Source organism: Enterobacter sp. 148H3, from assembly GCF_034107425.1.
Classification (GTDB): domain Bacteria; phylum Pseudomonadota; class Gammaproteobacteria; order Enterobacterales; family Enterobacteriaceae; genus Enterobacter; species Enterobacter vonholyi.
Genome location: NZ_JAWNEI010000005.1, coordinates 319,256 through 340,942 on the forward strand (window position 1 = coordinate 319,256; position 21,687 = coordinate 340,942).

22 protein-coding genes are annotated in these 21,687 nt (G+C 54.9%); 14 read left to right on the forward strand and 8 right to left on the reverse strand.

Features of this window, described 5'->3' with window-relative positions; all coding sequences use genetic code 11:
* From lpxD to tilS, 10 genes are all read left to right on the forward strand, one after another.
* Positions 1–1,026 carry a UDP-3-O-(3-hydroxymyristoyl)glucosamine N-acyltransferase gene (lpxD, locus tag USH94_RS10015; RefSeq protein WP_111963991.1) on the forward strand — a complete coding sequence of 342 codons (1,026 nt, stop codon included), beginning with the start codon at positions 1–3 and terminating at the stop codon, positions 1,024–1,026.
* A 102-nt stretch (positions 1,027–1,128) separates the two neighbouring features.
* A complete protein-coding gene (gene fabZ / locus USH94_RS10020; RefSeq protein ID WP_010426706.1) occupies positions 1,129–1,584 on the forward strand; it encodes a 3-hydroxyacyl-ACP dehydratase FabZ in 456 nt (151 codons plus the stop codon).
* Between the two features lie 3 nt (positions 1,585–1,587).
* On the forward strand, positions 1,588–2,376 hold the full coding sequence (lpxA, locus tag USH94_RS10025) for an acyl-ACP--UDP-N-acetylglucosamine O-acyltransferase (RefSeq protein ID WP_023310462.1): 789 nt from the start codon (positions 1,588–1,590) through the stop codon (positions 2,374–2,376).
* Positions 2,376–3,524 carry a lipid-A-disaccharide synthase gene (lpxB, locus tag USH94_RS10030; protein ID WP_111963990.1) on the forward strand — a complete coding sequence of 383 codons (1,149 nt, stop codon included), beginning with the start codon at positions 2,376–2,378 and terminating at the stop codon, positions 3,522–3,524. Before lpxA ends, lpxB begins: the two co-directional genes overlap by 1 nt.
* On the forward strand, positions 3,521–4,117 hold the full coding sequence (gene rnhB, locus USH94_RS10035) for a ribonuclease HII (protein WP_008501897.1): 597 nt from the start codon (positions 3,521–3,523) through the stop codon (positions 4,115–4,117). The genes lpxB and rnhB overlap by 4 nt, the downstream gene beginning before the upstream one ends.
* A 38-nt stretch (positions 4,118–4,155) precedes the next feature.
* Positions 4,156–7,638 carry a DNA polymerase III subunit alpha gene (gene dnaE, locus USH94_RS10040; protein ID WP_111963989.1) on the forward strand — a complete coding sequence of 1,161 codons (3,483 nt, stop codon included), beginning with the start codon at positions 4,156–4,158 and terminating at the stop codon, positions 7,636–7,638.
* A gap of 12 nt (positions 7,639–7,650) precedes the next feature.
* Positions 7,651–8,610, forward strand: coding sequence for an acetyl-CoA carboxylase carboxyl transferase subunit alpha (gene accA, locus USH94_RS10045; protein ID WP_111963988.1), 960 nt, complete (start codon positions 7,651–7,653; stop codon positions 8,608–8,610).
* Between the two features lie 100 nt (positions 8,611–8,710).
* Positions 8,711–10,843, forward strand: coding sequence for a lysine decarboxylase LdcC (locus USH94_RS10050; protein ID WP_111963987.1), 2,133 nt, complete (start codon positions 8,711–8,713; stop codon positions 10,841–10,843).
* A 65-nt stretch (positions 10,844–10,908) separates the two neighbouring features.
* On the forward strand, positions 10,909–11,298 hold the full coding sequence (locus USH94_RS10055; RefSeq protein ID WP_023334583.1) for a VOC family protein: 390 nt from the start codon (positions 10,909–10,911) through the stop codon (positions 11,296–11,298).
* 58 nt (positions 11,299–11,356) lie between these two features.
* Positions 11,357–12,646 (forward strand): tRNA lysidine(34) synthetase TilS, encoded by a 1,290-nt coding sequence (gene tilS, locus USH94_RS10060; RefSeq protein WP_111963986.1) that lies wholly within the window; start codon positions 11,357–11,359, stop codon positions 12,644–12,646.
* 28 nt (positions 12,647–12,674) lie between these two features.
* Here the strand turns inward: tilS and rof are convergent, their stop codons facing one another.
* Positions 12,675–12,935: a Rho-binding antiterminator gene (gene rof / locus USH94_RS10065; protein ID WP_008501890.1), complete on the reverse strand. Its 261-nt coding sequence runs from the start codon at positions 12,933–12,935 to the stop codon at positions 12,675–12,677.
* The gene (locus USH94_RS10070) at positions 12,922–13,122 is read right to left on the reverse strand and encodes a YaeP family protein (protein ID WP_008501889.1); all 201 of its coding nucleotides are present in this window, start codon (positions 13,120–13,122) and stop codon (positions 12,922–12,924) included. The genes rof and USH94_RS10070 overlap by 14 nt, the downstream gene beginning before the upstream one ends.
* Before the next feature lie 196 nt (positions 13,123–13,318).
* On the opposite strand from USH94_RS10070, the gene USH94_RS10075 reads away from it, so the two are divergent.
* Genes USH94_RS10075 through nlpE form a run of 3 tightly spaced genes read left to right on the forward strand, consistent with a single transcriptional unit; the run spans position 13,319 to position 15,016 of the window.
* On the forward strand, positions 13,319–13,864 hold the full coding sequence (locus USH94_RS10075) for a YaeQ family protein (RefSeq protein ID WP_023310470.1): 546 nt from the start codon (positions 13,319–13,321) through the stop codon (positions 13,862–13,864).
* Positions 13,861–14,283, forward strand: a complete 423-nt coding sequence (arfB, locus tag USH94_RS10080; RefSeq protein ID WP_032649720.1) for an alternative ribosome rescue aminoacyl-tRNA hydrolase ArfB — start codon at positions 13,861–13,863, stop codon at positions 14,281–14,283. The genes USH94_RS10075 and arfB overlap by 4 nt, the downstream gene beginning before the upstream one ends.
* 34 nt (positions 14,284–14,317) lie before the next feature.
* Positions 14,318–15,016, forward strand: coding sequence for an envelope stress response activation lipoprotein NlpE (gene nlpE / locus USH94_RS10085; protein WP_111963985.1), 699 nt, complete (start codon positions 14,318–14,320; stop codon positions 15,014–15,016).
* Between the two features lie 48 nt (positions 15,017–15,064).
* Here nlpE and proS read toward each other — a convergent pair whose 3' ends face one another.
* From proS to metN, 6 genes are all read right to left on the reverse strand, one after another.
* Positions 15,065–16,783 carry a proline--tRNA ligase gene (proS, locus tag USH94_RS10090; protein WP_111963984.1) on the reverse strand — a complete coding sequence of 573 codons (1,719 nt, stop codon included), beginning with the start codon at positions 16,781–16,783 and terminating at the stop codon, positions 15,065–15,067.
* Positions 16,784–16,895: 112 nt separating this feature from the next.
* The gene (gene tsaA, locus USH94_RS10095; protein ID WP_111963983.1) at positions 16,896–17,603 is read right to left on the reverse strand and encodes a tRNA (N6-threonylcarbamoyladenosine(37)-N6)-methyltransferase TrmO; all 708 of its coding nucleotides are present in this window, start codon (positions 17,601–17,603) and stop codon (positions 16,896–16,898) included.
* The gene (rcsF, locus tag USH94_RS10100) at positions 17,600–18,004 is read right to left on the reverse strand and encodes an Rcs stress response system protein RcsF (protein ID WP_008501883.1); all 405 of its coding nucleotides are present in this window, start codon (positions 18,002–18,004) and stop codon (positions 17,600–17,602) included. The genes tsaA and rcsF overlap by 4 nt, the downstream gene beginning before the upstream one ends.
* A gap of 106 nt (positions 18,005–18,110) precedes the next feature.
* On the reverse strand, positions 18,111–18,926 hold the full coding sequence (metQ, locus tag USH94_RS10105) for a methionine ABC transporter substrate-binding lipoprotein MetQ (protein ID WP_014168729.1): 816 nt from the start codon (positions 18,924–18,926) through the stop codon (positions 18,111–18,113).
* 40 nt (positions 18,927–18,966) lie between these two features.
* Positions 18,967–19,620, reverse strand: coding sequence for a methionine ABC transporter permease MetI (locus tag USH94_RS10110; protein WP_003856130.1), 654 nt, complete (start codon positions 19,618–19,620; stop codon positions 18,967–18,969).
* Positions 19,613–20,644, reverse strand: coding sequence for a methionine ABC transporter ATP-binding protein MetN (gene metN / locus USH94_RS10115; protein WP_111963982.1), 1,032 nt, complete (start codon positions 20,642–20,644; stop codon positions 19,613–19,615). Before metN ends, USH94_RS10110 begins: the two co-directional genes overlap by 8 nt.
* A gap of 188 nt (positions 20,645–20,832) precedes the next feature.
* Between metN and gmhB the strand changes: the two genes are divergently transcribed.
* The gene (gene gmhB, locus USH94_RS10120) at positions 20,833–21,399 is read left to right on the forward strand and encodes a D-glycero-beta-D-manno-heptose 1,7-bisphosphate 7-phosphatase (RefSeq protein WP_111963981.1); all 567 of its coding nucleotides are present in this window, start codon (positions 20,833–20,835) and stop codon (positions 21,397–21,399) included.
* The last annotated feature ends 288 nt before the right edge of the window (positions 21,400–21,687 follow it).

The window sequence follows — 21,687 nt, forward strand, 5'->3', positions numbered from 1 at the left end:
ATGCCTTCAATTCGACTGGCTGATTTAGCTCAGCAGTTGGATGCAGAATTACACGGTGATGGCGATATCGTCATCACCGCTGTTGCGTCCATGCAATCTGCTAAAGCTGGCACGATTACCTTCATGGTAAGCCCTAAGTACCGTGAGCAACTGGCTCAATGCCAGGCGTCAGCTGTTGTACTGACGCAGGACGATCTTCCATTTGCCACTGTAAGCGCACTGGTAGTGAAAAACCCCTACCTGACGTATGCACGCATGGCTCAAATTCTCGATACCACGCCGCAGCCGGCCCAGAACATTGCTGCCAGTGCAGCGATTGATGCGACGGCCCGGCTTGGTAACAACGTCGCCGTTGGCGCGAATGCGGTTATCGAATCCGGCGTTGTGCTGGGCGATAACGTCGTCATTGGCCCTGGTTGCTTCGTTGGGAAAAATACGAAAATCGGCGCCGGAACCCGTTTATGGGCCAACGTGTCCGTTTATCATGACGTTGAAATTGGCGAAAATTGCCTCGTCCAGTCCAGCACCGTGATTGGTTCAGATGGCTTTGGTTACGCTAACGATCGCGGTAACTGGGTTAAGATCCCGCAGCTTGGTCGCGTTATTATTGGCGATCGCGTAGAGATCGGCGCCTGTACCACCATTGACCGTGGCGCGCTTGACGACACGATCATTGGCAATGGTGTTATCATCGATAACCAGTGCCAGATTGCGCATAACGTTGTGATTGGCGACAATACCGCGGTTGCGGGTGGCGTCATCATGGCAGGCAGCCTGAAAATTGGCCGTTATTGCATGATTGGCGGCGCGAGCGTGATTAATGGCCATATGGAAATATGCGACAAGGTCACTGTGACGGGAATGGGCATGGTAATGCGTCCTATCACTGAACCTGGCGTCTATTCCTCGGGCATTCCGCTTCAGCCCAACAAGGTATGGCGTAAAACAGCAGCTCTGGTGATGAACATTGATGATATGAACAAGCGCCTCAAGTCTCTTGAGCGTAAGATCGATCAACAAGATTAAGCGTCATCCGTTTAACGCTATTTTTCCCGGCCTGTCGGCTTTCTAATAAACCGGCAGGCCGTGTTATTATTGTTATCAGTACATTTTGACAGGAAGAGTATTTTGACTACTGACACTCATACTCTGCATATTGAAGAGATTTTAGAACTTCTGCCGCACCGCTACCCGTTTCTGCTGGTAGACCGTGTGCTGGATTTTGAAGAAGGTCGTTTTCTGCGCGCAGTGAAAAATGTTTCCGTGAACGAGCCGTTCTTCCAGGGGCACTTCCCTGGTAAGCCTATCTTCCCGGGTGTGTTGATTCTGGAAGCGATGGCTCAGGCTACCGGTATTCTGGCGTTTAAAAGCGTCGGTAAACTGGAGCCAGGTGAGCTGTATTACTTCGCGGGTATTGATGAAGCGCGCTTTAAGCGCCCTGTCGTGCCTGGTGATCAGATGATCATGGAAGTCACTTTTGAAAAAACGCGTCGTGGCCTGACTCGCTTCAAAGGCGTAGCGCTGGTTGACGGCAAAGTTGTTTGCGAAGCGACGATGATGTGTGCTCGTAGCCGGGAGTCCTGATACGTGATTGATAAATCCGCCTTTATTCATCCTACCGCTATTGTGGAAACCGGTGCCATCATTGGCGCTAACGTCCATATTGGCCCGTTTTGTATTGTTGGACCCCATGTCGAAATTGGTGAGGGTACAGTACTGAAATCTCACGTTGTCGTGAACGGTCACACGACCATTGGCTGCAATAACGAGATCTATCAGTTCGCTTCCATCGGCGAAGTTAACCAGGATCTGAAATATGCTGGTGAGTCGACCCGTCTGGAAATTGGCGATCGTAACCGTATTCGCGAAAGCGTCACCATTCATCGTGGAACAGTACAGGGTGGTGGGTTGACGAAGGTGGGCAGCGATAACCTGTTTATGGTTAATGCGCATATCGCGCACGACTGTACCGTAGGTGACCGCTGTATTCTTGCCAACAACGCAACGCTGGCAGGACACGTATCGGTTGATGACTTCGCAATTATTGGCGGCATGACCGCAGTCCATCAGTTCTGCATCATTGGTGCGCACGTGATGGTTGGCGGATGCTCCGGTGTGGCGCAGGACGTCCCACCGTATGTGATTGCGCAGGGCAACCATGCCACGCCGTTTGGCGTGAACATCGAAGGCCTCAAGCGTCGTGGTTTTAGTCGCGAAGCGATTACTGCCATCCGCAACGCGTACAAACTGCTGTACCGTAGCGGTAAAACGCTGGAAGAGGCGAAGCCGGAAATTGCCGAGCTGGCGAATAAGCACCCGGAAGTGAACGCGTTCATGGAATTCTTTGACCGTTCTACTAGGGGGCTGATTCGTTAATGGTCGACAGTCGTCCGCTTACGATAGCCCTGGTCGCCGGAGAAACCTCCGGCGATATTCTTGGTGCAGGTCTCATCCGCGCGCTTAAGGCGCGTGTACCCAATGCTCGCTTTATCGGCGTTGCTGGCCCGCTAATGCAGGCCGAAGGCTGTGAAGCCTGGTATGAAATGGAAGAGCTCGCCGTGATGGGCATCGTTGAGGTGCTGGGGCGGCTACGCCGTTTGCTGCACATCCGCGCCGATCTCACCCGTCGTTTTACCGAACTCAAACCCGATGTGTTTGTCGGTATCGATGCACCTGATTTCAACATTACCCTCGAAGGGAATCTGAAAAAGCAGGGTATCAAAACGATTCACTACGTCAGTCCGTCCGTCTGGGCGTGGCGACAGAAACGCGTTTTCAAAATCGGACGGTCCACCAACCTGGTGCTGGCTTTTCTGCCTTTCGAAAAAGCGTTTTACGACAGATTTAATGTTCCGTGCCGTTTTATCGGTCATACCATGGCTGATGCGATGCCCTTGGATCCGGATAAAAACGCGGCGCGCGACGTGCTGGGCATTCCCCATGATGTGCACTGTCTGGCCTTGCTGCCGGGCAGCCGTGGCGCAGAGGTTGAGATGCTGAGCGCCGATTTCCTCAAGACAGCGCAAATTCTTCGCCAGACGTACCCCGATCTCGAAGTTGTCGTGCCGCTGGTGAATGCCAAACGCCGCGAGCAGTTTGAGCGCATCAAAGCTGACGTCGCCCCGGATCTCCACGTCCGTCTTCTGGACGGCAAAGGGCGGGAAGCGATGTATGCGAGCGATGCCGCACTGCTGGCCTCCGGCACGGCGGCGCTGGAATGCATGCTGGCGAAATGTCCGATGGTGGTCGGTTATCGCATGAAGCCGTTCACTTTCTGGCTGGCAAAACGTCTGGTGAAAACGGATTATGTCTCCCTGCCGAACCTGCTTGCCGGGCGCGAGCTGGTGAAAGAACTGCTGCAGGATGAGTGCCAGCCGCAGGCGCTTGCCGATGCGCTGCTGCCGCTGCTCGCCAACGGCAAGACCAGCCACCAGATGCACGATACCTTCCGCGAACTGCATCAACTGATCCGCTGTAATGCTGATGAGCAAGCGGCCGATGCGGTGCTGGAGCTAGCGAAATGATGGAATTTGTTTATCCTCACACCCACCTTGTGGCGGGCGTGGACGAAGTGGGTCGTGGTCCGTTAGTCGGGGCAGTGGTGACCGCTGCGGTGATCCTCGATCCGGCTCGGCCGATCGTCGGGCTGAACGACTCTAAAAAATTGTCTGAAAAGCGCCGGCTGGCGCTGTTTAGTGAGATTCAGGAGAAGGCGCTGGCCTGGAGCCTGGGGCGCGCTGAACCGCATGAAATAGATGAACTGAATATTTTGCACGCCACGATGCTGGCGATGCAGCGTGCGGTAGCGGGCCTGAAAATTTCCCCGGAATATGTCCTGATTGACGGCAACCGCTGTCCGGCATTGCCCATGCCTTCAATGGCGGTAGTCAAAGGCGATAGCCGGGTCGCAGAAATTAGCGCAGCTTCTATTATTGCCAAAGTGACGCGCGACGCTGAAATGGCCGCGCTGGACCTCACTTACCCTCAGTACGGTTTCGCCCAGCACAAGGGGTATCCCACACCTTTCCACCTGGAGAGACTGGCTGAACATGGCGCAACCGAACACCACCGGCGCAGTTTCGGCCCGGTGAAACGCGCGCTGGGACGGGTGTCCTGAATCAATACGCAAGCAATTAAGTAACGCGGAATCTGAAGATGGCTGAACCACGTTTCGTACACCTGCGGGTGCATAGCGACTACTCCATGATCGATGGGCTGGCGAAGACCGGGCCGCTGGTAAAAAAGGCGGCCTCCCTTGGCATGCCTGCGCTGGCGATCACCGATTTTACCAACCTGTGTGGCCTGGTGAAGTTCTACGGAACAGCGCACGGCGCGGGGATAAAGCCCATCGTCGGCGCGGATTTCCACGTGCAGAGCGACCTCATCGGGGATGAACTGACGCAAATCTCCGTGCTGGCGATGAACAACACGGGTTACCAAAACCTCACGCTGCTTATCTCAAAAGCCTATCAGCGCGGATATGGTGCGCTGGGCCCGTGGATCGACCGCGACTGGCTGGCCGAGCTCAACGAAGGGCTGCTGCTGATCTCCGGTGGCCGTATGGGTGACGTCGGCAAATCACTGCTGCGCGGTAACAGCGCGCTGGTGGATCAATGCGTCTCGTTCTACGAAGAGTATTTCCCGGATCGTTATTATCTGGAGTTGATCCGCACCGGTCGCCAGGACGAAGAGAGCTATCTTCATGCGGCGGTCGCACTTGCGGAAGAACGCGGTCTGCCCGTCGTCGCGACAAACGATGTACGCTTTCTCGAACCGGGAGATTTTGACGCGCACGAAATTCGCGTGGCGATCCACGATGGCTTTACGCTCGACGATCCGAAACGGCCGCGTAATTACTCCGCTCAACAGTACATGCGCAGCGAGGAGGAGATGTGTGAACTCTTCTCCGATATTCCCGAAGCGCTGGAAAACAGCGTAGAGATCGCCAAGCGCTGCAACGTTACCGTCCGCCTCGGCGAATACTTCCTGCCGCAGTTCCCGACGGGTGACATGACCACGGAAGATTTCCTGGTCGCGAAATCAAAAGAAGGTCTGGAAGAGCGTCTGGAATTCCTGTTCCCGGATGAAGAAGAGCGTAAAAAGCGTCGTCCTGAGTATGACGAACGCCTGGACATTGAACTCCAGGTGATCAACCAGATGGGCTTCCCGGGCTACTTCCTGATCGTTATGGAGTTTATCCAGTGGTCGAAAGATAACGGCGTGCCGGTCGGGCCGGGGCGTGGCTCCGGTGCAGGTTCGCTGGTGGCGTATGCGCTGAAAATTACCGACCTCGATCCGCTGGAATTCGACCTGCTGTTCGAACGTTTCCTCAACCCGGAACGTGTCTCGATGCCCGACTTCGACGTCGACTTCTGCATGGAGAAACGCGACCAGGTGATTGAGCACGTCGCCGATATGTACGGCCGTGACGCGGTATCGCAGATCATTACCTTCGGTACGATGGCGGCAAAAGCGGTTATCCGCGACGTGGGCCGCGTGCTGGGCCACCCGTACGGGTTTGTCGATCGCATTTCTAAGCTGGTGCCGCCCGATCCGGGCATGACGCTGGCAAAAGCGTTTGAAGCCGAGCCGCAGCTGCCGGAAATCTACGAGGCGGACGAAGAGGTCAAAGCGCTGATCGACATGGCGCGCAAGCTTGAAGGCGTCACGCGTAACGCCGGTAAGCATGCGGGGGGCGTGGTTATTGCGCCGACCAAAATTACCGACTTCGCGCCGCTCTACTGCGATGAAGCCGGTGAGCATCCGGTTACTCAGTTTGATAAGAACGACGTGGAATACGCCGGGCTGGTGAAGTTTGACTTCCTCGGCCTGCGTACGCTGACGATCATCGACTGGGCGCTGAAGATGATCAACCCGCGCCGGGAAAAGCAGGGTCTTGAGCCGATAGACATTGCCGCCATCCCGCTGGATGACAAGAAAAGTTTCGACATGCTGCAGCGCTCGGAGACGACAGCCGTCTTCCAGCTTGAATCCCGCGGCATGAAAGATCTGATTAAACGTCTGCAGCCTGACTGCTTCGAAGATATGATCGCACTGGTCGCCCTGTTCCGTCCGGGCCCACTGCAGTCAGGGATGGTAGATAACTTTATCGACCGTAAGCACGGTCGCGAAGAGATTTCTTACCCGGACGTTCAGTGGCAGCACGAAAGCCTGAAGCCGGTACTGGAACCAACATACGGCATAATCCTGTACCAGGAACAGGTCATGCAGATTGCCCAGGTGCTTTCCGGCTATACGCTCGGCGGCGCGGACATGCTGCGTCGTGCTATGGGTAAGAAAAAGCCGGAAGAGATGGCCAAGCAGCGCTCCATTTTTGAAGATGGGGCGAAGAAAAACGGCGTTGATGGCGAGCTGGCGATGAAAATCTTCGACCTGGTGGAGAAATTCGCCGGGTACGGATTTAACAAATCTCACTCCGCCGCCTATGCTTTGGTGTCGTATCAAACGCTGTGGCTGAAGGCGCACTATCCTGCTGAATTTATGGCGGCGGTAATGACGGCCGATATGGATAACACCGAGAAGGTGGTTGGCCTGGTGGACGAGTGCTGGCGCATGGGACTCAAGATCCTGCCGCCGGATATTAACTCAGGGCTCTACCACTTCCACGTCAACGATGACGGAGAGATCGTTTACGGGATCGGCGCGATCAAAGGCGTAGGCGAAGGTCCGATCGAGGCGATCATCGAAGCGCGCAACAACGGCGGGTATTTCCGCGAACTGTTCGATCTTTGCGCCCGTACCGATACCAAAAAACTGAACCGTCGCGTGCTGGAAAAACTGATCATGTCCGGCGCGTTTGACAGGCTGGGGCCGCACCGCGCCGCGCTGATGAATTCCCTCGGCGACGCCCTGAAAGCGGCGGATCAGCACGCAAAAGCGGAAGCCATTGGTCAGGCGGATATGTTCGGTGTGCTGGCGGAAGAGCCAGAGCAGATCGAGCAATCCTATTCCAACTGCCAGCCGTGGCCAGAACAGGTGGTACTGGATGGGGAGCGTGAAACGTTAGGCTTGTACCTGACGGGACACCCGATCAACCAGTACATTAAAGAAATTGAGCGCTATGTCGGCGGCCACAGGCTTAAAGACATGCATCCGACAGAACGTGGTAAAATCACTACGGCTGCGGGGCTCGTGATTGCTGCAAGGGTTATGGTCACCAAGCGCGGCAATCGTATCGGCATCTGTACGTTGGATGACCGTTCCGGGCGTCTGGAGGTGATGCTGTTCACCGACGCGTTGGATAAATACCAGCAATTGCTGGAAAAAGACCGCATACTTATCGTCAGCGGACAGGTCAGCTTTGATGACTTCAGTGGGGGGCTTAAAATGACCGCCCGCGAAGTGATGGACATTGACGAAGCCCGGGAAAAATATGCTCGCGGGCTTGCTATCTCGCTGACGGACAGGCAAATTGATGACCAGCTTTTAAACCGACTCCGTCAGTCTCTGGAACCCCACCGCTCGGGGACAATTCCAGTACATCTCTACTATCAGAGGGCGGATGCACGTGCGCGGTTGCGCTTTGGTGCAACGTGGCGTGTCTCTCCGAGCGATCGTTTACTGAACGATCTCCGTGGCCTCATTGGTTCGGAGCAGGTGGAACTGGAGTTTGACTAATACAGGAATACTATGAGTCTGAATTTCCTTGATTTCGAACAGCCGATTGCTGAGCTGGAAGCGAAAATCGATTCTCTGACAGCGGTAAGCCGTCAGGATGAAAAACTGGATATTAACATCGACGAAGAAGTGCATCGTCTGCGCGAGAAAAGCGTAGAGCTGACGCGCAAAATCTTTGCCGATCTCGGCGCATGGCAGGTGGCCCAGCTGGCTCGCCATCCGCAGCGTCCGTACACCCTGGATTATGTCCGCCTGGCGTTTGACGAATTTGACGAACTGGCAGGCGATCGCGCATACGCTGACGACAAAGCTATCGTTGGCGGTATCGCGCGTCTGGACGGACGCCCGGTGATGATCATTGGTCATCAGAAGGGTCGTGAAACCAAAGAGAAAATCCGTCGTAACTTCGGTATGCCAGCACCAGAAGGCTACCGTAAAGCCCTGCGTCTCATGGAGATGGCTGAGCGTTTCAACATGCCAATCATCACCTTCATCGACACACCGGGTGCTTACCCTGGCGTGGGCGCGGAAGAGCGCGGTCAGTCTGAAGCCATCGCGCGCAACCTGCGCGAGATGTCTCGTCTGAAGGTGCCGGTCATCTGTACCGTTATCGGTGAAGGTGGCTCCGGCGGTGCGCTGGCAATTGGCGTGGGCGATAAAGTGAATATGCTGCAGTACAGTACCTATTCCGTTATCTCCCCGGAAGGCTGTGCGTCCATTCTGTGGAAAAGCGCCGACAAAGCGCCGCTGGCTGCAGAAGCAATGGGCATCATTGCGCCACGCCTGAAAGAGCTGAAGCTGATCGATTCCATCATTCCGGAACCGCTGGGTGGTGCACATCGTAAGCCGGAAGTGATGGCAGCGTCTCTGAAAGCGCAGCTGCTGGCAGACCTGGCGGACCTGGACGTGCTGAGCACAGAAGATCTGCTCAACCGCCGTTACCAGCGCCTGATGACCTACGGTTACGCGTAAGCTTCACAATTATCTGAAAAGCCGCACACTGTTGCGGCTTTTTTTATACCTGCGGTTTAGCCGGGCTATGCTTAGCTAATGTTTTTAAAGGAGGAAGCCCATGAATATCATTGCCATTATGGGGCCACACGGCGTCTTTTATAAAGATGAGCCGATTAAGGAGCTGGAGCAAGCCCTGCAGTCGCGTGGGTATCAGCTAATCTGGCCGCACAACAGCGCCGACCTGCTGAAGTTCATCGAGCACAACCCGCGTATCTGCGGCGTGATCTTCGACTGGGACGAATATGATCTCGAACTGTGCAGCGACATCAACAAGCTGAACGAATACCTCCCGCTGTACGCATTTATTAATACTCACTCAACCATGGACGTCAGCGCCAATGATATGCGTATGGCGCTGTGGTTTTTTGAATATTCCCTCGGCGTGGCGGACGATATTGCGACCCGAATTCAGCAATACACGAATGAATATCTCGATAACATCACTCCACCGTTTACCCGCGCGCTCTTCACCTACGTGAAGGAGGGGAAATATACCTTCTGTACGCCAGGCCATATGGCGGGGACGGCCTACCAAAAAAGCCCGGTGGGCTGCCTGTTCTATGACTTCTTTGGTGGCAACACGCTGAAAGCGGACGTGTCAATTTCGGTCACCGAATTAGGCTCTCTGCTGGATCACACCGGCCCACATCTGGAAGCCGAAGAGTATATCGCCCGCACCTTTGGGGCCGAGCAGAGCTATATGGTGACCAACGGCACCTCAACCTCGAACAAAATCGTCGGGATGTATGCCGCGCCTGCGGGGAGTACCCTGCTGATTGACCGTAACTGCCATAAGTCGCTGGCGCACCTGCTGATGATGAGCGACGTTGTACCGCTCTGGCTGTCGCCCACGCGTAACGCGCTCGGTATTCTTGGCGGCATTCCGCGACGGGAGTTCACGCATGAAGCCATTGAAAGTAAGGTCGCGACGATCCCTGGCGCAAGCTGGCCTGTCCATGCGGTCATCACCAACTCGACCTACGACGGTCTGCTGTACAACACAAACTGGATCAAAAAGACGCTGGACGTGCCGTCGATTCACTTCGATTCCGCATGGGTGCCTTACACTAATTTCCACCCGATTTACGCGGGTAAAAGCGGCATGAGCGGCGAGCGCGTGCCGGGCAAAGTATTCTTCGAAACGCAGTCGACGCACAAAATGCTGGCCGCGTTTTCCCAGGCTTCGCTTATTCACATTAAAGGTGAGTACGACGAAGAGACCTTTAACGAAGCCTTTATGATGCATACCACCACCTCGCCGAGCTATCCGCTGGTGGCGTCTATCGAAACGGCCGCGGCGATGCTGCGCGGCAACCCGGGTAAACGTCTCATCAACCGTTCGGTGGAGCGCGCGCTGCATTTCCGTAAAGAGGTGCAGCGGCTGAAAGATGAAGCCGACGGCTGGTTCTTTGATATCTGGCAGCCGGAAGAGATTGATGAGGCAGAATGCTGGCCCGTCTCGCCCGGCGAAGACTGGCATGGCTTCCGGGATGCCGATAGCGACCATATGTTCCTCGACCCGGTAAAAGTGACGATCCTGACGCCGGGCATGGACGAGCAGGGCAGGATGAGCGATGAAGGTATTCCGGCCGCGCTGGTCGCGAAATTCCTTGATGAACGTGGCGTGGTGGTGGAGAAAACCGGTCCCTATAACCTGCTGTTCCTGTTCAGCATCGGGATCGACAAAACCCGGGCGATGGGATTGCTGCGCGGGCTGATGGAGTTTAAGCGAGCCTACGATCTCAACCTGCGGGTGAAGAACATGCTGCCGGATCTCTATGCGGAGGATCCTGACTTCTACCGTAATATGCGCATTCAGGATCTGGCCCAGGGGATCCACAGGCTGATCCGTCAGCACGATCTACCGCGTCTGATGCTTCAGGCGTTCGATGTCTTACCGGAGATGAAGTTTACCCCGCACAAGGCATGGCAGCGCCAGGTGAAAGGGGAGGTCGAAACCGTTGAGCTGGAAAACCTGGTCGGGCGCGTATCGGCGAACATGATCCTGCCCTACCCGCCGGGCGTACCGCTCCTGATGCCGGGAGAGATGATTACCGAAGAGAGTCGGGCCGTGCTCGATTTCCTGCTGATGCTCTGTTCGGTAGGGCGTCACTATCCCGGTTTTGAGACGGATATCCACGGTGCGAAGCGCGACGAAAACGGCGTTTACTGGGTGCGAGTCCTAAAATAAGGGTGACCGCTTGCATGGTGCGGGTTTTCGGTTGTAACGTTCAGGGATCATAAAAAGGAGAAGCTATGCTGGGTTTAAAAGCTGTTCATCATATTGCGATCATTGCGACCGATTACGCGAAAAGTAAGGCCTTCTACTGCGACATCCTTGGCTTTACGCTTATGAGTGAGGCCTACCGCGAGGAGCGTGACTCCTGGAAGGGCGACCTGGCGTTAAACGGGCAGTATGTGATTGAACTGTTCTCTTTTCCTTTTCCTCCTGCTCGTCCGTCCCGCCCGGAAGCCTGCGGCCTGCGCCATCTTGCCTTCAGCGTCGATGACCTGGATAGCGCAGTTAAGCATCTGGAAGCACACGGCGTGACGTGCGAAGCGATTCGCGTCGATCCGTTCACCGACAAGCGCTTTACCTTTTTCAACGACCCGGACGGCCTGCCGCTGGAGCTTTATCAGCAGTAATGTTCGTCCTGTGTGATAATGCCCGCTCAGTTCGGGCATTTTTTATGTGTAATTCCCTATGACCTTACCCGCTATCGCACAAGTCGTTTCACCGTACCGCCAGCTGCTGGTGGGGTTTAGCGGTGGCCTGGATTCCACCGTTCTGCTCCATCGCCTTAAGCGCTGGCGCGATCGGGAACCTGACGTCCAGCTCCGGGCGATGCATATTCATCACGGATTAAGTCCTCACGCAGAGGAGTGGGTGGCGCACTGCGAAGCCTTGTGTGCGGCCTGGGCGATCCCGCTCATCGTTGAACGCGTCATGCTTGCGGAGGAAGGGCTGGGCATCGAGGCGCAGGCACGTAAAGCCCGCTATGCCGCGTTTGCCGGGGCATTACGTACCGGAGAAGCGCTGGTCACGGCCCAGCACCTGGACGATCAGTGTGAAACCTTTCTACTTGCGCTTAAGCGGGGCAGCGGGCCGGCGGGGCTTTCTGCCATGCCGGCGCGTTCTGACTTTGCCGGTACAACGTTACTGCGTCCGCTGCTTGGCGAGACGCGCGCCTCGCTTGAAGCCTGGGCGCGAGAATATCAGCTGAACTGGATTGAAGATGAGAGCAACCGGGATGACGGCTATGACCGCAACTTCCTTCGTCTGCGCGTCCTTCCGCTTTTAAGCGAGCGCTGGCCGCATTTCGCCGACGCGACGGCAAGAAGCGCCATGCTGTGCGCCGAACAGGAGTCGTTGCTGGACGAGCTGTTGAGCGGCGAGCTGGCTGGGCTGATTTCTGCCGACGGAGGGCTGGCGATCGCCCCGATGCAAGCGATGAGCCCGGTACGTCGCGCCGCGCTGTTACGCCGCTGGCTGGCCTCTCATCATGCGGCAATGCCATCGCGGGCGATGCTGAGCCGTATCTGGGACGAAGTTGCCATGGCGCGTGATGATGCTTCCCCGTGCGTCCACCTGAATGGTTTTGACGTTAGACGCTATAAAGGGGAACTCTGGTGGATAAAGTCCATGCCCTCGCTGACTGATGTAGTGCTCGACTGGCTTTCTCCTGACGCACCGCTGGTATTGCCTGGTGAGGCAGGACGCGTTTCTCTCCTGTCGTCTGGTCATGTGCGGCTGCCGAAGCCCGGTGAACCGGTCACCGTGCGCTTCAAGGCTGGCGGCATGCTGCATATTGTCGGGCGCAACGGGGGACGCAAGCTGAAGAAAATCTGGCAGGAGTGCAACGTGCCGCCGTGGCTGCGCGACACCACGCCGCTGCTGTTCTATGGTGAAACGTTGATTGCTGCGGCAGGGGTTTTCATTACGGAAGAGGGTTGGACAGAAGAGGGTGTCCGTTTTGAGTGGCAGAAAGCGTAACGGGCAGCCAGGCTGCCCGTTAGTGTCATCAGGATTCGCTCACCACGACGGTGCCGATTTGCGGGTGGCTGAAGCTGGCTATTTTGTCCAGACGCAGCTCACGCGTCGCACCGGCATCTTCCACTATCAGGTATTCCACATTCTTGCGTGAAACCAGATCGCTGGCTTTTGCCTTCAACACTTCGCCATCTTTTAGCTCCAGCGTCAGTAATAAATGATGCTGGCAGGCGAGTTCGAGGTTGTCATAGTCATCACAATTGATGGGTTGATAAGTATCATTCATCGACATAATCGCTCACCAGTAAATTCGCCGCAGCATATGCTGCTTTTTCCCTGACCGACTCTGAAAGGCTCTCATCAGAGGCCACTTCATTAAGCACTTTCAATACACAGCCCAACGCGTCCGGGACATACCCCAGATCTCCGCTGGCGATTTCCGCATACCGTTTGCGAATTAACTCACAATAATTATTCACATCCCCTCCCGCCAGCGCACTGACTTACTGTGAGATATCATTAAGCCTACGAAGATAAACTCGGTTTAGCAAGGTGACTATACCATACTCATTTAAGCAATATCAGCGCCTTGATAGCGGTGTATTTATCACCCCATAACAGCCTTTTGCCGCGGTTTTAGCTACAATGAGTGCCTGATTCGAATGGAGTTCTCTCATGGCGCTGAAAGCGACAATTTATAAAGCAGTGGTCAATGTGGCCGATCTTGATCGCAACCAGTTCCTCGACGCGTCGCTTACGCTGGCACGCCATCCCTCGGAAACCCAGGAGCGCATGATGCTGCGCCTGCTGGCGTGGATTAAGTACGCCGACGAGCGTCTGCAGTTTACCCGTGGGTTAAGTGCAGAAGACGAGCCTGAAGCCTGGCTGCGCAACGATCATCTGGGTATCGACTTGTGGATCGAACTCGGCCTGCCTGACGAGCGCAGAATTAAGAAGGCCTGCACCCAGTCCGCTGAAGTGGCCTTATTCGCGTATAATCAGCGCGCTGCGGAGATTTGGTGGCAGCAGAACAAGAGCAAGTGCGGACAGTTTAAAAATCTCACGGTCTGGTATCTGGATGATGAGCAGCTGGCTCAGCTGAGCGAGTTTGCCAGCCGGACCATGGTGTTGCAGGCGACGATTCAGGATGGCGCCATCTGGCTCTCTGATTCTCAGAATAATCTGGAAATTCATTTGACGGCGTGGCAGCCCGCGTCATGATCGTCTTGTCCCGTAACGTCAGCATTCCTGACAACGAGCTGGAGATTACCGCCATCCGTGCTCAGGGGGCCGGTGGGCAGCACGTCAACAAGGCGTCGACGGCTATCCATTTGCGTTTTGACATTCGGGCCTCGAGCCTGCCAGAGTATTATAAAGAAAGCCTGCTTGCTGCCAGCCATCACCTGATCACCAGCGATGGTGTGATTGTGATCAAAGCCCAGGAGTACCGCAGCCAGGAGCTCAACCGGGAAGCGGCGATAGCCAGGCTGGTGGCGGTCATCAAAGAATTAACGGCAGTACAAAAAAGCCGCCGGGCAACGCGGCCAACCCGCGCATCGAAAGAGCGTCGGCTGTCCTCGAAGGCCCAAAAATCCACAGTGAAAGCACTACGCGGTAAAGTTCGTCGCCCAACAGAGTGACGAAAGGGAACACAATTTTCATAAGGAATTCATTGTGAAAAAAGCATTATGGTCAGCGCTGGCAGTGAGCACGCTGTTTGCGCTTTTCGGGTGTAACAACCGCTCCGAAACGCAGGTGTTACAACCCACGCAAACGGAAGAGTTAAAACCAATGCAGCAGAGTTGGCGCGGCGTATTGCCTTGCGCAGACTGCGAAGGCATTGAGACGTCTCTGTTCCTGCAAAAAGACGGCACCTGGGTAATGAACCAGCGCTATCAGGGCGCTAAAGAACCCTCGTCATTTGCAACTTACGGAACATGGGCGCGTACGGCTGAGAAGCTGGTTCTGACGGATACCTCCGGTGAGAAAACCTTTTTCCGCGCCAAAGGCGAGGGGATGGAGATGCTTGACCGCGAAGGCAACCCGATTGAATCCCAGTTCAACTACACGCTTGCGCCGGTAAAAGCGGCTCTGCCTGCCACGCCTATGGCAATGCGGGGGATGTACTTCTATATGGCGGATGCGGCGATCTTTACCGACTGCGCAACCGGCAGGAAGGTTAGCGTGGCAAACAATGCGCAGCTTGAACGTGATTACGCCGTAGCACGCGGTAATGACAGCAAGCCGGTATTGCTGACGGTTGACGGTCACTTTACGCTTGAACCAAACCCGGATAGCGGAGAGATGGTGAAAACGCTGGTGGCGGATAAAGGCGCGAAATTTATTGCGGGCAAAGACTGTAACAGTAAATAAGCTGACGTAGCACCATTAAAAAACCCCGCCTGAGCGGGGTTTTTTTGTTTAGCCTTTAATGGCTTTCACCAGGTAATCAAGGATGTCGCCGGTCTTGATCATCTGTTTTTCGCCGCTGCGACGGTATTTGTATTCAATCTCATCGCTGTCGAGGTTACGGTCGCCGATAACGACGGTGTGTGGGATGCCGATCAGTTCCATATCGGCGAACATCACGCCCGGACGCTCTTTACGGTCATCCATCAGCACTTCGATGCCCTGAGCGCGCAGCTCGGCATACAGCTTCTCGGCCAGCTCCTGCACGCGGTAAGACTTGTGCATGTTCATTGGCAGAATGGCGACCTGGAACGGCGCGATATTGTCCGGCCAGACGATGCCGCGCTCGTCGTAGTTCTGCTCAATCGCCGCAGCCACCACGCGCGTCACCCCGATACCGTAGCAACCCATGGTCAGGATCTGGTTACGGCCATCTTCGCCCTGAACGGCGGCGTTCAGCGCACGAGAGTATTTATCGCCCAGCTGGAAGATGTGACCGACCTCGATGCCGCGCTTAATCATCAGGGTACCCTGGCCGTCCGGGCTTGGATCGCCTGCGACCACGTTACGGATGTCAGCCACTTCCGGCGTCGCCACGTCGCGATCCCAGTTGATGCCGAAGTAGTGTTTACCGTCGATGTTCGCACCAGCGGAGAAGTCGCTCATCGCGGCTACCGTGCGGTCAATAACAACAGGCACCGGCAGATTGACTGGACCCAGTGAACCTGGACCCGCATTGACCACGGCGCGGATTTCCGCTTCCGTGGCGAACGTCAGCGGGCTGGCTACCTGCGGCAGCTTCTCGGCTTTCACTTCGTTCAGCTCATGATCGCCACGCACCAGCAGGGCAACCAGCGGGTAAGCGCTGCCTTCGGTGGATTTCACCAGCAGCGTTTTCACGGTTTTTTCGATCGGCAGATTGAACTGCTCAACCAGCTCAGCGATGGTTTTCGCGTTTGGCGTATCAACCAGCGTCATCTCTTGCGTTGCCGCAGCACGCGGTTCTTTTGGTGCCAGCGCTTCTGCAAATTCGATGTTCGCCGCGTAGTCTGAAGAGTCAGAGAAGATCACATCGTCTTCACCGCTCTGCGCCAGTACCTGGAACTCATGGGATGCGCTACCGCCGATGGAGCCGGTATCAGCCTGCACAGCACGGAAATCCAGACCCATGCGAGAGAAGATTTTGCTGTATGCCGCGTACATTGCGTCGTAAGTCTCTTGCAGTGATTCCTGAGAGGTATGGAAAGAGTAGGCATCTTTCATCAGGAATTCGCGAGAGCGCATGACGCCGAAACGCGGGCGAACTTCGTCACGGAACTTGGTCTGGATCTGGAAGAAGTTCAGCGGCAGCTGTTTGTAAGAGCTCAGCTCATTACGAATCAGGTCGGTAATAACTTCTTCATGCGTTGGGCCGAGAACGAACGGACGCTCGCCGCGATCGACGAAGCGCAGCAGTTCAGGACCATATTGTTCCCAACGGCCACTCTCCTGCCACAGGTCAGCGGGCTGAACCACAGGCATGGACACCTCGATAGCACCGGCGTTGTTCATCTCTTCACGCACGATGTTTTCGACTTTTTTCAGGACGCGCACGCCGGTCGGCAGCCAGGTATATAACCCGGAGGCCAGCTTGCGGATCATCCCGGCGCGCAGCATCAGCTGATGGCTGATCACTTCGGCGTCGGCAGGCGTCTCCTTCAGAGTGGAGAGCAGATATTGGCTAGTACGCATGTTGTTACGGTTCCATTTCGACGATTGGAACAGGCTGAAACACCAGCCTGACACAAAAAAAGTGGTTTAGTTTACCAGTGTGGTAAAGATGCCAAAAGAGAGGAGAACAAAATTACCTGGGTTCAAGGGCAAACACTTCAAAACCTGCCCCGGTGACGCGCCAGCGAACGTTAAAATCCATCAGCCAGACGGCGTACGTTTTTCCTGCTTCCTCTTCTTTACGGTAGGCCGGGCGCGGGTCCTGTGCCAGAACTTCGGTGATGAAATCCCGTAAGCGAGGATAGCGTTTCTCCAGCTGACCGAGCTGTGCGGTTATCTCAGGCGTAAAATACACCGGCATGTCCGCCTGTGGTGCGTCCTGAGCATAACTTGCACGCGCGTTCGGGAGGGCTTCGGCGAAGGGCAAATAGGGCTTGATGTCGATAACCGGCGTGCCGTCGACCAGGTCCATGCTACCTAACTCCAGTATCACCCGATCTTTCTGGCAGCGTATGCCTTTCAGTTCAACCAGCGACATGCCAACCGGGTTTGGACGGAAGGTCGAGCGCGTTGCAAACACGCCCATTCTCGCATTGCCGCCAAGACGAGGAGGACGCACGGTAGGTCGCCAGCCGCCTTCCATCGTCTGGTGAAACACGAACACCACCCATAAATGGCTGAAAGCCTCGAGCCCGCGTACCGCATCGGCCTGATTGTAAGGCGCAATCAGTTGAAGCTCACCGCTTCCGCTGGTGACCAGACCGGGCTGGCGAGGGACGGCGAACTTCTCTTTATAAGGAGAGTGGATAACGCCTATCTGCTCGAACTGAAATGCACTCATTTCGCCGTGATGTTCAGCGCAGAGCCGATGCAAACCGCCTGACGGTAGCAGCCCGGCGTGCCGCTGGTGACTTCACAGCTGTGCAGCAGAACCGCGTTAGCTTTCATTTTTGCGGCATTAATCTGCATGCGTTTACGCGCTGTCGGAATATTTGGTGGTGAGTCCTGATTGGTCGCCTGACAGGATTCGCCGCTCACTTCGCCCAGTTCACGGAACGGTTTACCGACGAGTTCATCCGCTTTCGTGATAATGCGAACCGGCGCAGGGCGAACCACTTTCGGTTTCGCAGGCTCGGTCTTTGGCGGGGTTGCCGTGCTTTGAACAGGTTCAACGGGAGATCTGCTTAGCATAGAACAGCCGCTCAGCATGAGTGCTAAAAGACAGATCGGTAAAGCACGCATAATATTTCCTCAATGGATAATCAAAACGTCAGATATTGAATCAGTTGACTGCACAAATGACAAGACGGGCATAAGCCCGTCCTGATGATATTACACTGAGGTGAGATTACCAGCCTTTAACAGCGCCGCCGTTAAACACTTTGTTGGCTTCCTGGTAAACTTCATCTGACTGATAGGCCTGAACGAATTTTTTCACGTTTTCCGCGTCCTTGTTGTCTTCGCGAGTCACGATCAGGTTAACGTACGGGGAGTCTTTATCTTCAACAAAGATACCGTCTTTAGCTGGTGTCAGGCCAATCTGGCTGGCGTAAGTGGTGTTGATAACGGCCAGGGCAATCTGTGCATCGTCCAGGGAACGTGGCAGCTGCGGTGCTTCCAGTTCAACGATTTTCAGATTTTTCGGGTTTTCGGTGACATCCAGAACGGTTGGCAGTAGGCCAACACCGTCTTTCAGTTTGATCAGGCCCACTTTCTGCAGCAGCAGCAGGGAACGACCAAGGTTAGTCGGGTCGTTAGGCACGGCAACCTGAGAGCCTGGCTGCAGTTCGTCCAGTGATTTAATTTTCTTAGAGTAACCGGCAATCGGATAAACGAAGGTGTTACCGACACCCACCAGTTTATAGCCGCGATCTTTAATCTGCTGATCCAGGTATGGCTTATGCTGGAAGGCATTCGCGTCGATATCGCCTTTGCTCAGCGCTTCGTTCGGCAGAACGTAATCGTTGAAGGTGACCAGCTCTACGTCCAGGCCATACTTCTCTTTTGCTACTTTCTGAGCAACTTCTGCAACCTGCTGTTCTGCACCCACGATAACGCCCACTTTAATGTGGTTTGGATCCTTTTCGTCCTGACCGCAACCCACCAGTGCCAGAGAGCCGATCAGCGCGCCTACTGCTGCGAAGGTCTTTAATTTAAACGCCATGTTTTATCCTTAACTCGTAGAGTTTGTGTTGTGTGTAACGTTATTTGTGCGTAACAGCCCGGACGATGCGATCGCCAGAGAACTGGATTAAGTAAACCAGAACAACCAGCAATACCAGAACGGTATTCATCACGGTAGCGTTATATCCAATATAGCCGTACTGGTAACCAATCTGACCTAAACCGCCGGCACCAACGGCACCGCCCATCGCGGAATAACCGACCAGGGTGATAAGCGTAATAGTTGCCGCATTCACCAGCCCTGGCAGCGCCTCAGGCAACAGAACCTTGCGGACGATCTGCATCGGCGTGGCACCCATCGCACGGGAAGCTTCGATCAAACCGGTTGGGATTTCCAGCAGGGCGTTCTCCACCATACGGGCGATAAACGGCGCAGCGCCAACGGTCAGCGGAACGATCGCCGCCTGCAGACCGATAGACGTTCCGACGATCACGCGGGTAAACGGAATCATCCACACCAGTAAAATAATGAACGGGATAGAACGGAAGATGTTCACCAGCGCAGAGAGCGTACGGTACAGCTTCGCGTTCTCAATGATTTGACCCGGACGCGTCACGTACAGCAACACGCCGACCGGCAGGCCAATCACAAAACCAAAGAAGCCAGAGACAAAGGTCATTGCCAGCGTTTCCCAAACGCCGCGAACCAGCAGCCACATCATCGGCTCAGACATAACCCAGTACCTCTACTTTTACGTGATGTTCTTGCAGCCAGGCAATAGCTGCCTGGGTTTCTTCTTGTGTGCCGTGCATTTCTGTCAGCATGATGCCGAACTTCACGCCACCGGCGTAATCCATCTGCGCGCTGATGATGTTGTTGTTCACGTTAAAGCGACGCGCGGTTTCGGAAAGCAGGGGAGCATCAACGGACTGACCGGTGAACTCCATGCGCAGCATCGGGACGCTGTCAGCAGCGGGTTCGGTCTTCAAACGCTCCAGATAGTCTTCCGGGATATCCAGATGCAGGGTGGACTGGATGAACTGCTGCGCCAGCGGGGTTTTCGGATGCGAGAACACTTCACTTACCGTGTCCTGCTCGATCAGTTCACCGTTGCTAATGACCGCCACGCAGTCGCAGATGCGTTTCACCACATCCATTTCGTGCGTAATAAGGAGGATCGTCAGGCCCAGACGACGATTAATGTCCTTCAGCAGTTCCAGAATAGAACGCGTGGTTGCGGGATCCAGTGCGCTGGTGGCCTCATCGCACAGCAGTACCTTAGGATTGCTGGCCAGCGCGCGGGCGATGGCCACACGTTGTTTTTGCCCGCCGGACAGATTTGCCGGATAGCTATCATGTTTGTCGCCAAGACCCACGAGGTCGAGCAGCTCGATGACGCGACGCTTTACTTCTTCTTTCGGCGTGTTATCCAGCTCAAGGGGTAAGGCAACGTTGCCGAACACGGTGCGGGAAGCCAGCAGGTTAAAGTGCTGGAAAATCATGCCAATCTGACGACGCGCTTTGGTGAGTTCTTTCTCTGAAAGGGCGGTGAGTTCCTGGCCGCCAACTTCTACGCTGCCCTGGGTTGGACGCTCAAGCAGGTTAACACAACGGATCAGCGTGCTTTTACCTGCACCCGATGCGCCAATGACGCCATAAATTTGACCAGCAGGAACATGCAGGCTGACATTGTTCAGCGCCTGAATGGTTCGGTTCCCCTGCTGGAACACTTTGGTGATATTGGAAAGTTTAATCATTAGATTATTTTTATCGTATGTAAGTTAGCCGTGGCATTTTCTTCTGCCAGATACGGGGGATGACCGTAAACAAAACGGATGTTAAGGCATCCAGACGTCTAAATCAATCCAACTATGCACGATGAGCACTTTATTGCGCTGCGATTCATGAGATACTAGTTGAACATGCCTTTTTCAGGAGCAAACCGGTGGCAAAATCAGTACCCGCAATTTTTCTCGATCGTGATGGCACTATTAATGTGGATCACGGTTATGTCCATGAGATTGATGAGTTCGAGTTTATCGAGGGCGCAATAGATGCCATGCGCCAGCTGAAAGAGATGGGGTATGCGCTGGTGGTGGTGACGAACCAGTCCGGTATTGCACGCGGTAAATTCACCGAAGCGCAGTTCGAAACGCTGACGGAATGGATGGACTGGTCGCTGGCCGACCGCGGTGTGGATCTCGATGGCATCTATTATTGTCCACACCACCCACAGGGAACCGTAGAAGAGTATCGTCAGACCTGTGATTGCCGTAAGCCGCATCCGGGGATGTTCATCTCTGCGCAGGAGTTCCTGCACATTGATATGGCGGCTTCTTATATGGTGGGCGATAAACTGGAAGATATGCAGGCAGCCACAGCAGCGGGTGTAGGGACCAAAATATTAGTACGCACCGGCAAGCCTGTGACGCCAGAAGCTGAGAATGCGGCGGATTGGGTAATTAATAGTCTGGCCGAGCTGCCAAAAGAGATTAAAAAGCACCAAAAATAGCCTTTCTGGTGAAAAGATGAGCGGTTGAAATAAAAATGCATTTTTCCGCTTGTCATTCCTCGGCGGCCCCCTATAATGCGCCTCCATCGACACGGCGGATGTGAATCACTTCACAAACAACCCGGTCGGTTGAAGAGAAAAAATCCTGAAATAACGGGTTGACTCTGAAAGAGGAAAGCGTAATATACGCCACCTCGCAACGGTGAGCGAAAGCCGCGTTGCACTGCTCTTTAACAATTTATCAGACAATCTGTGTGGGCACTCAAAGTGACATGGATTCTTAACGTC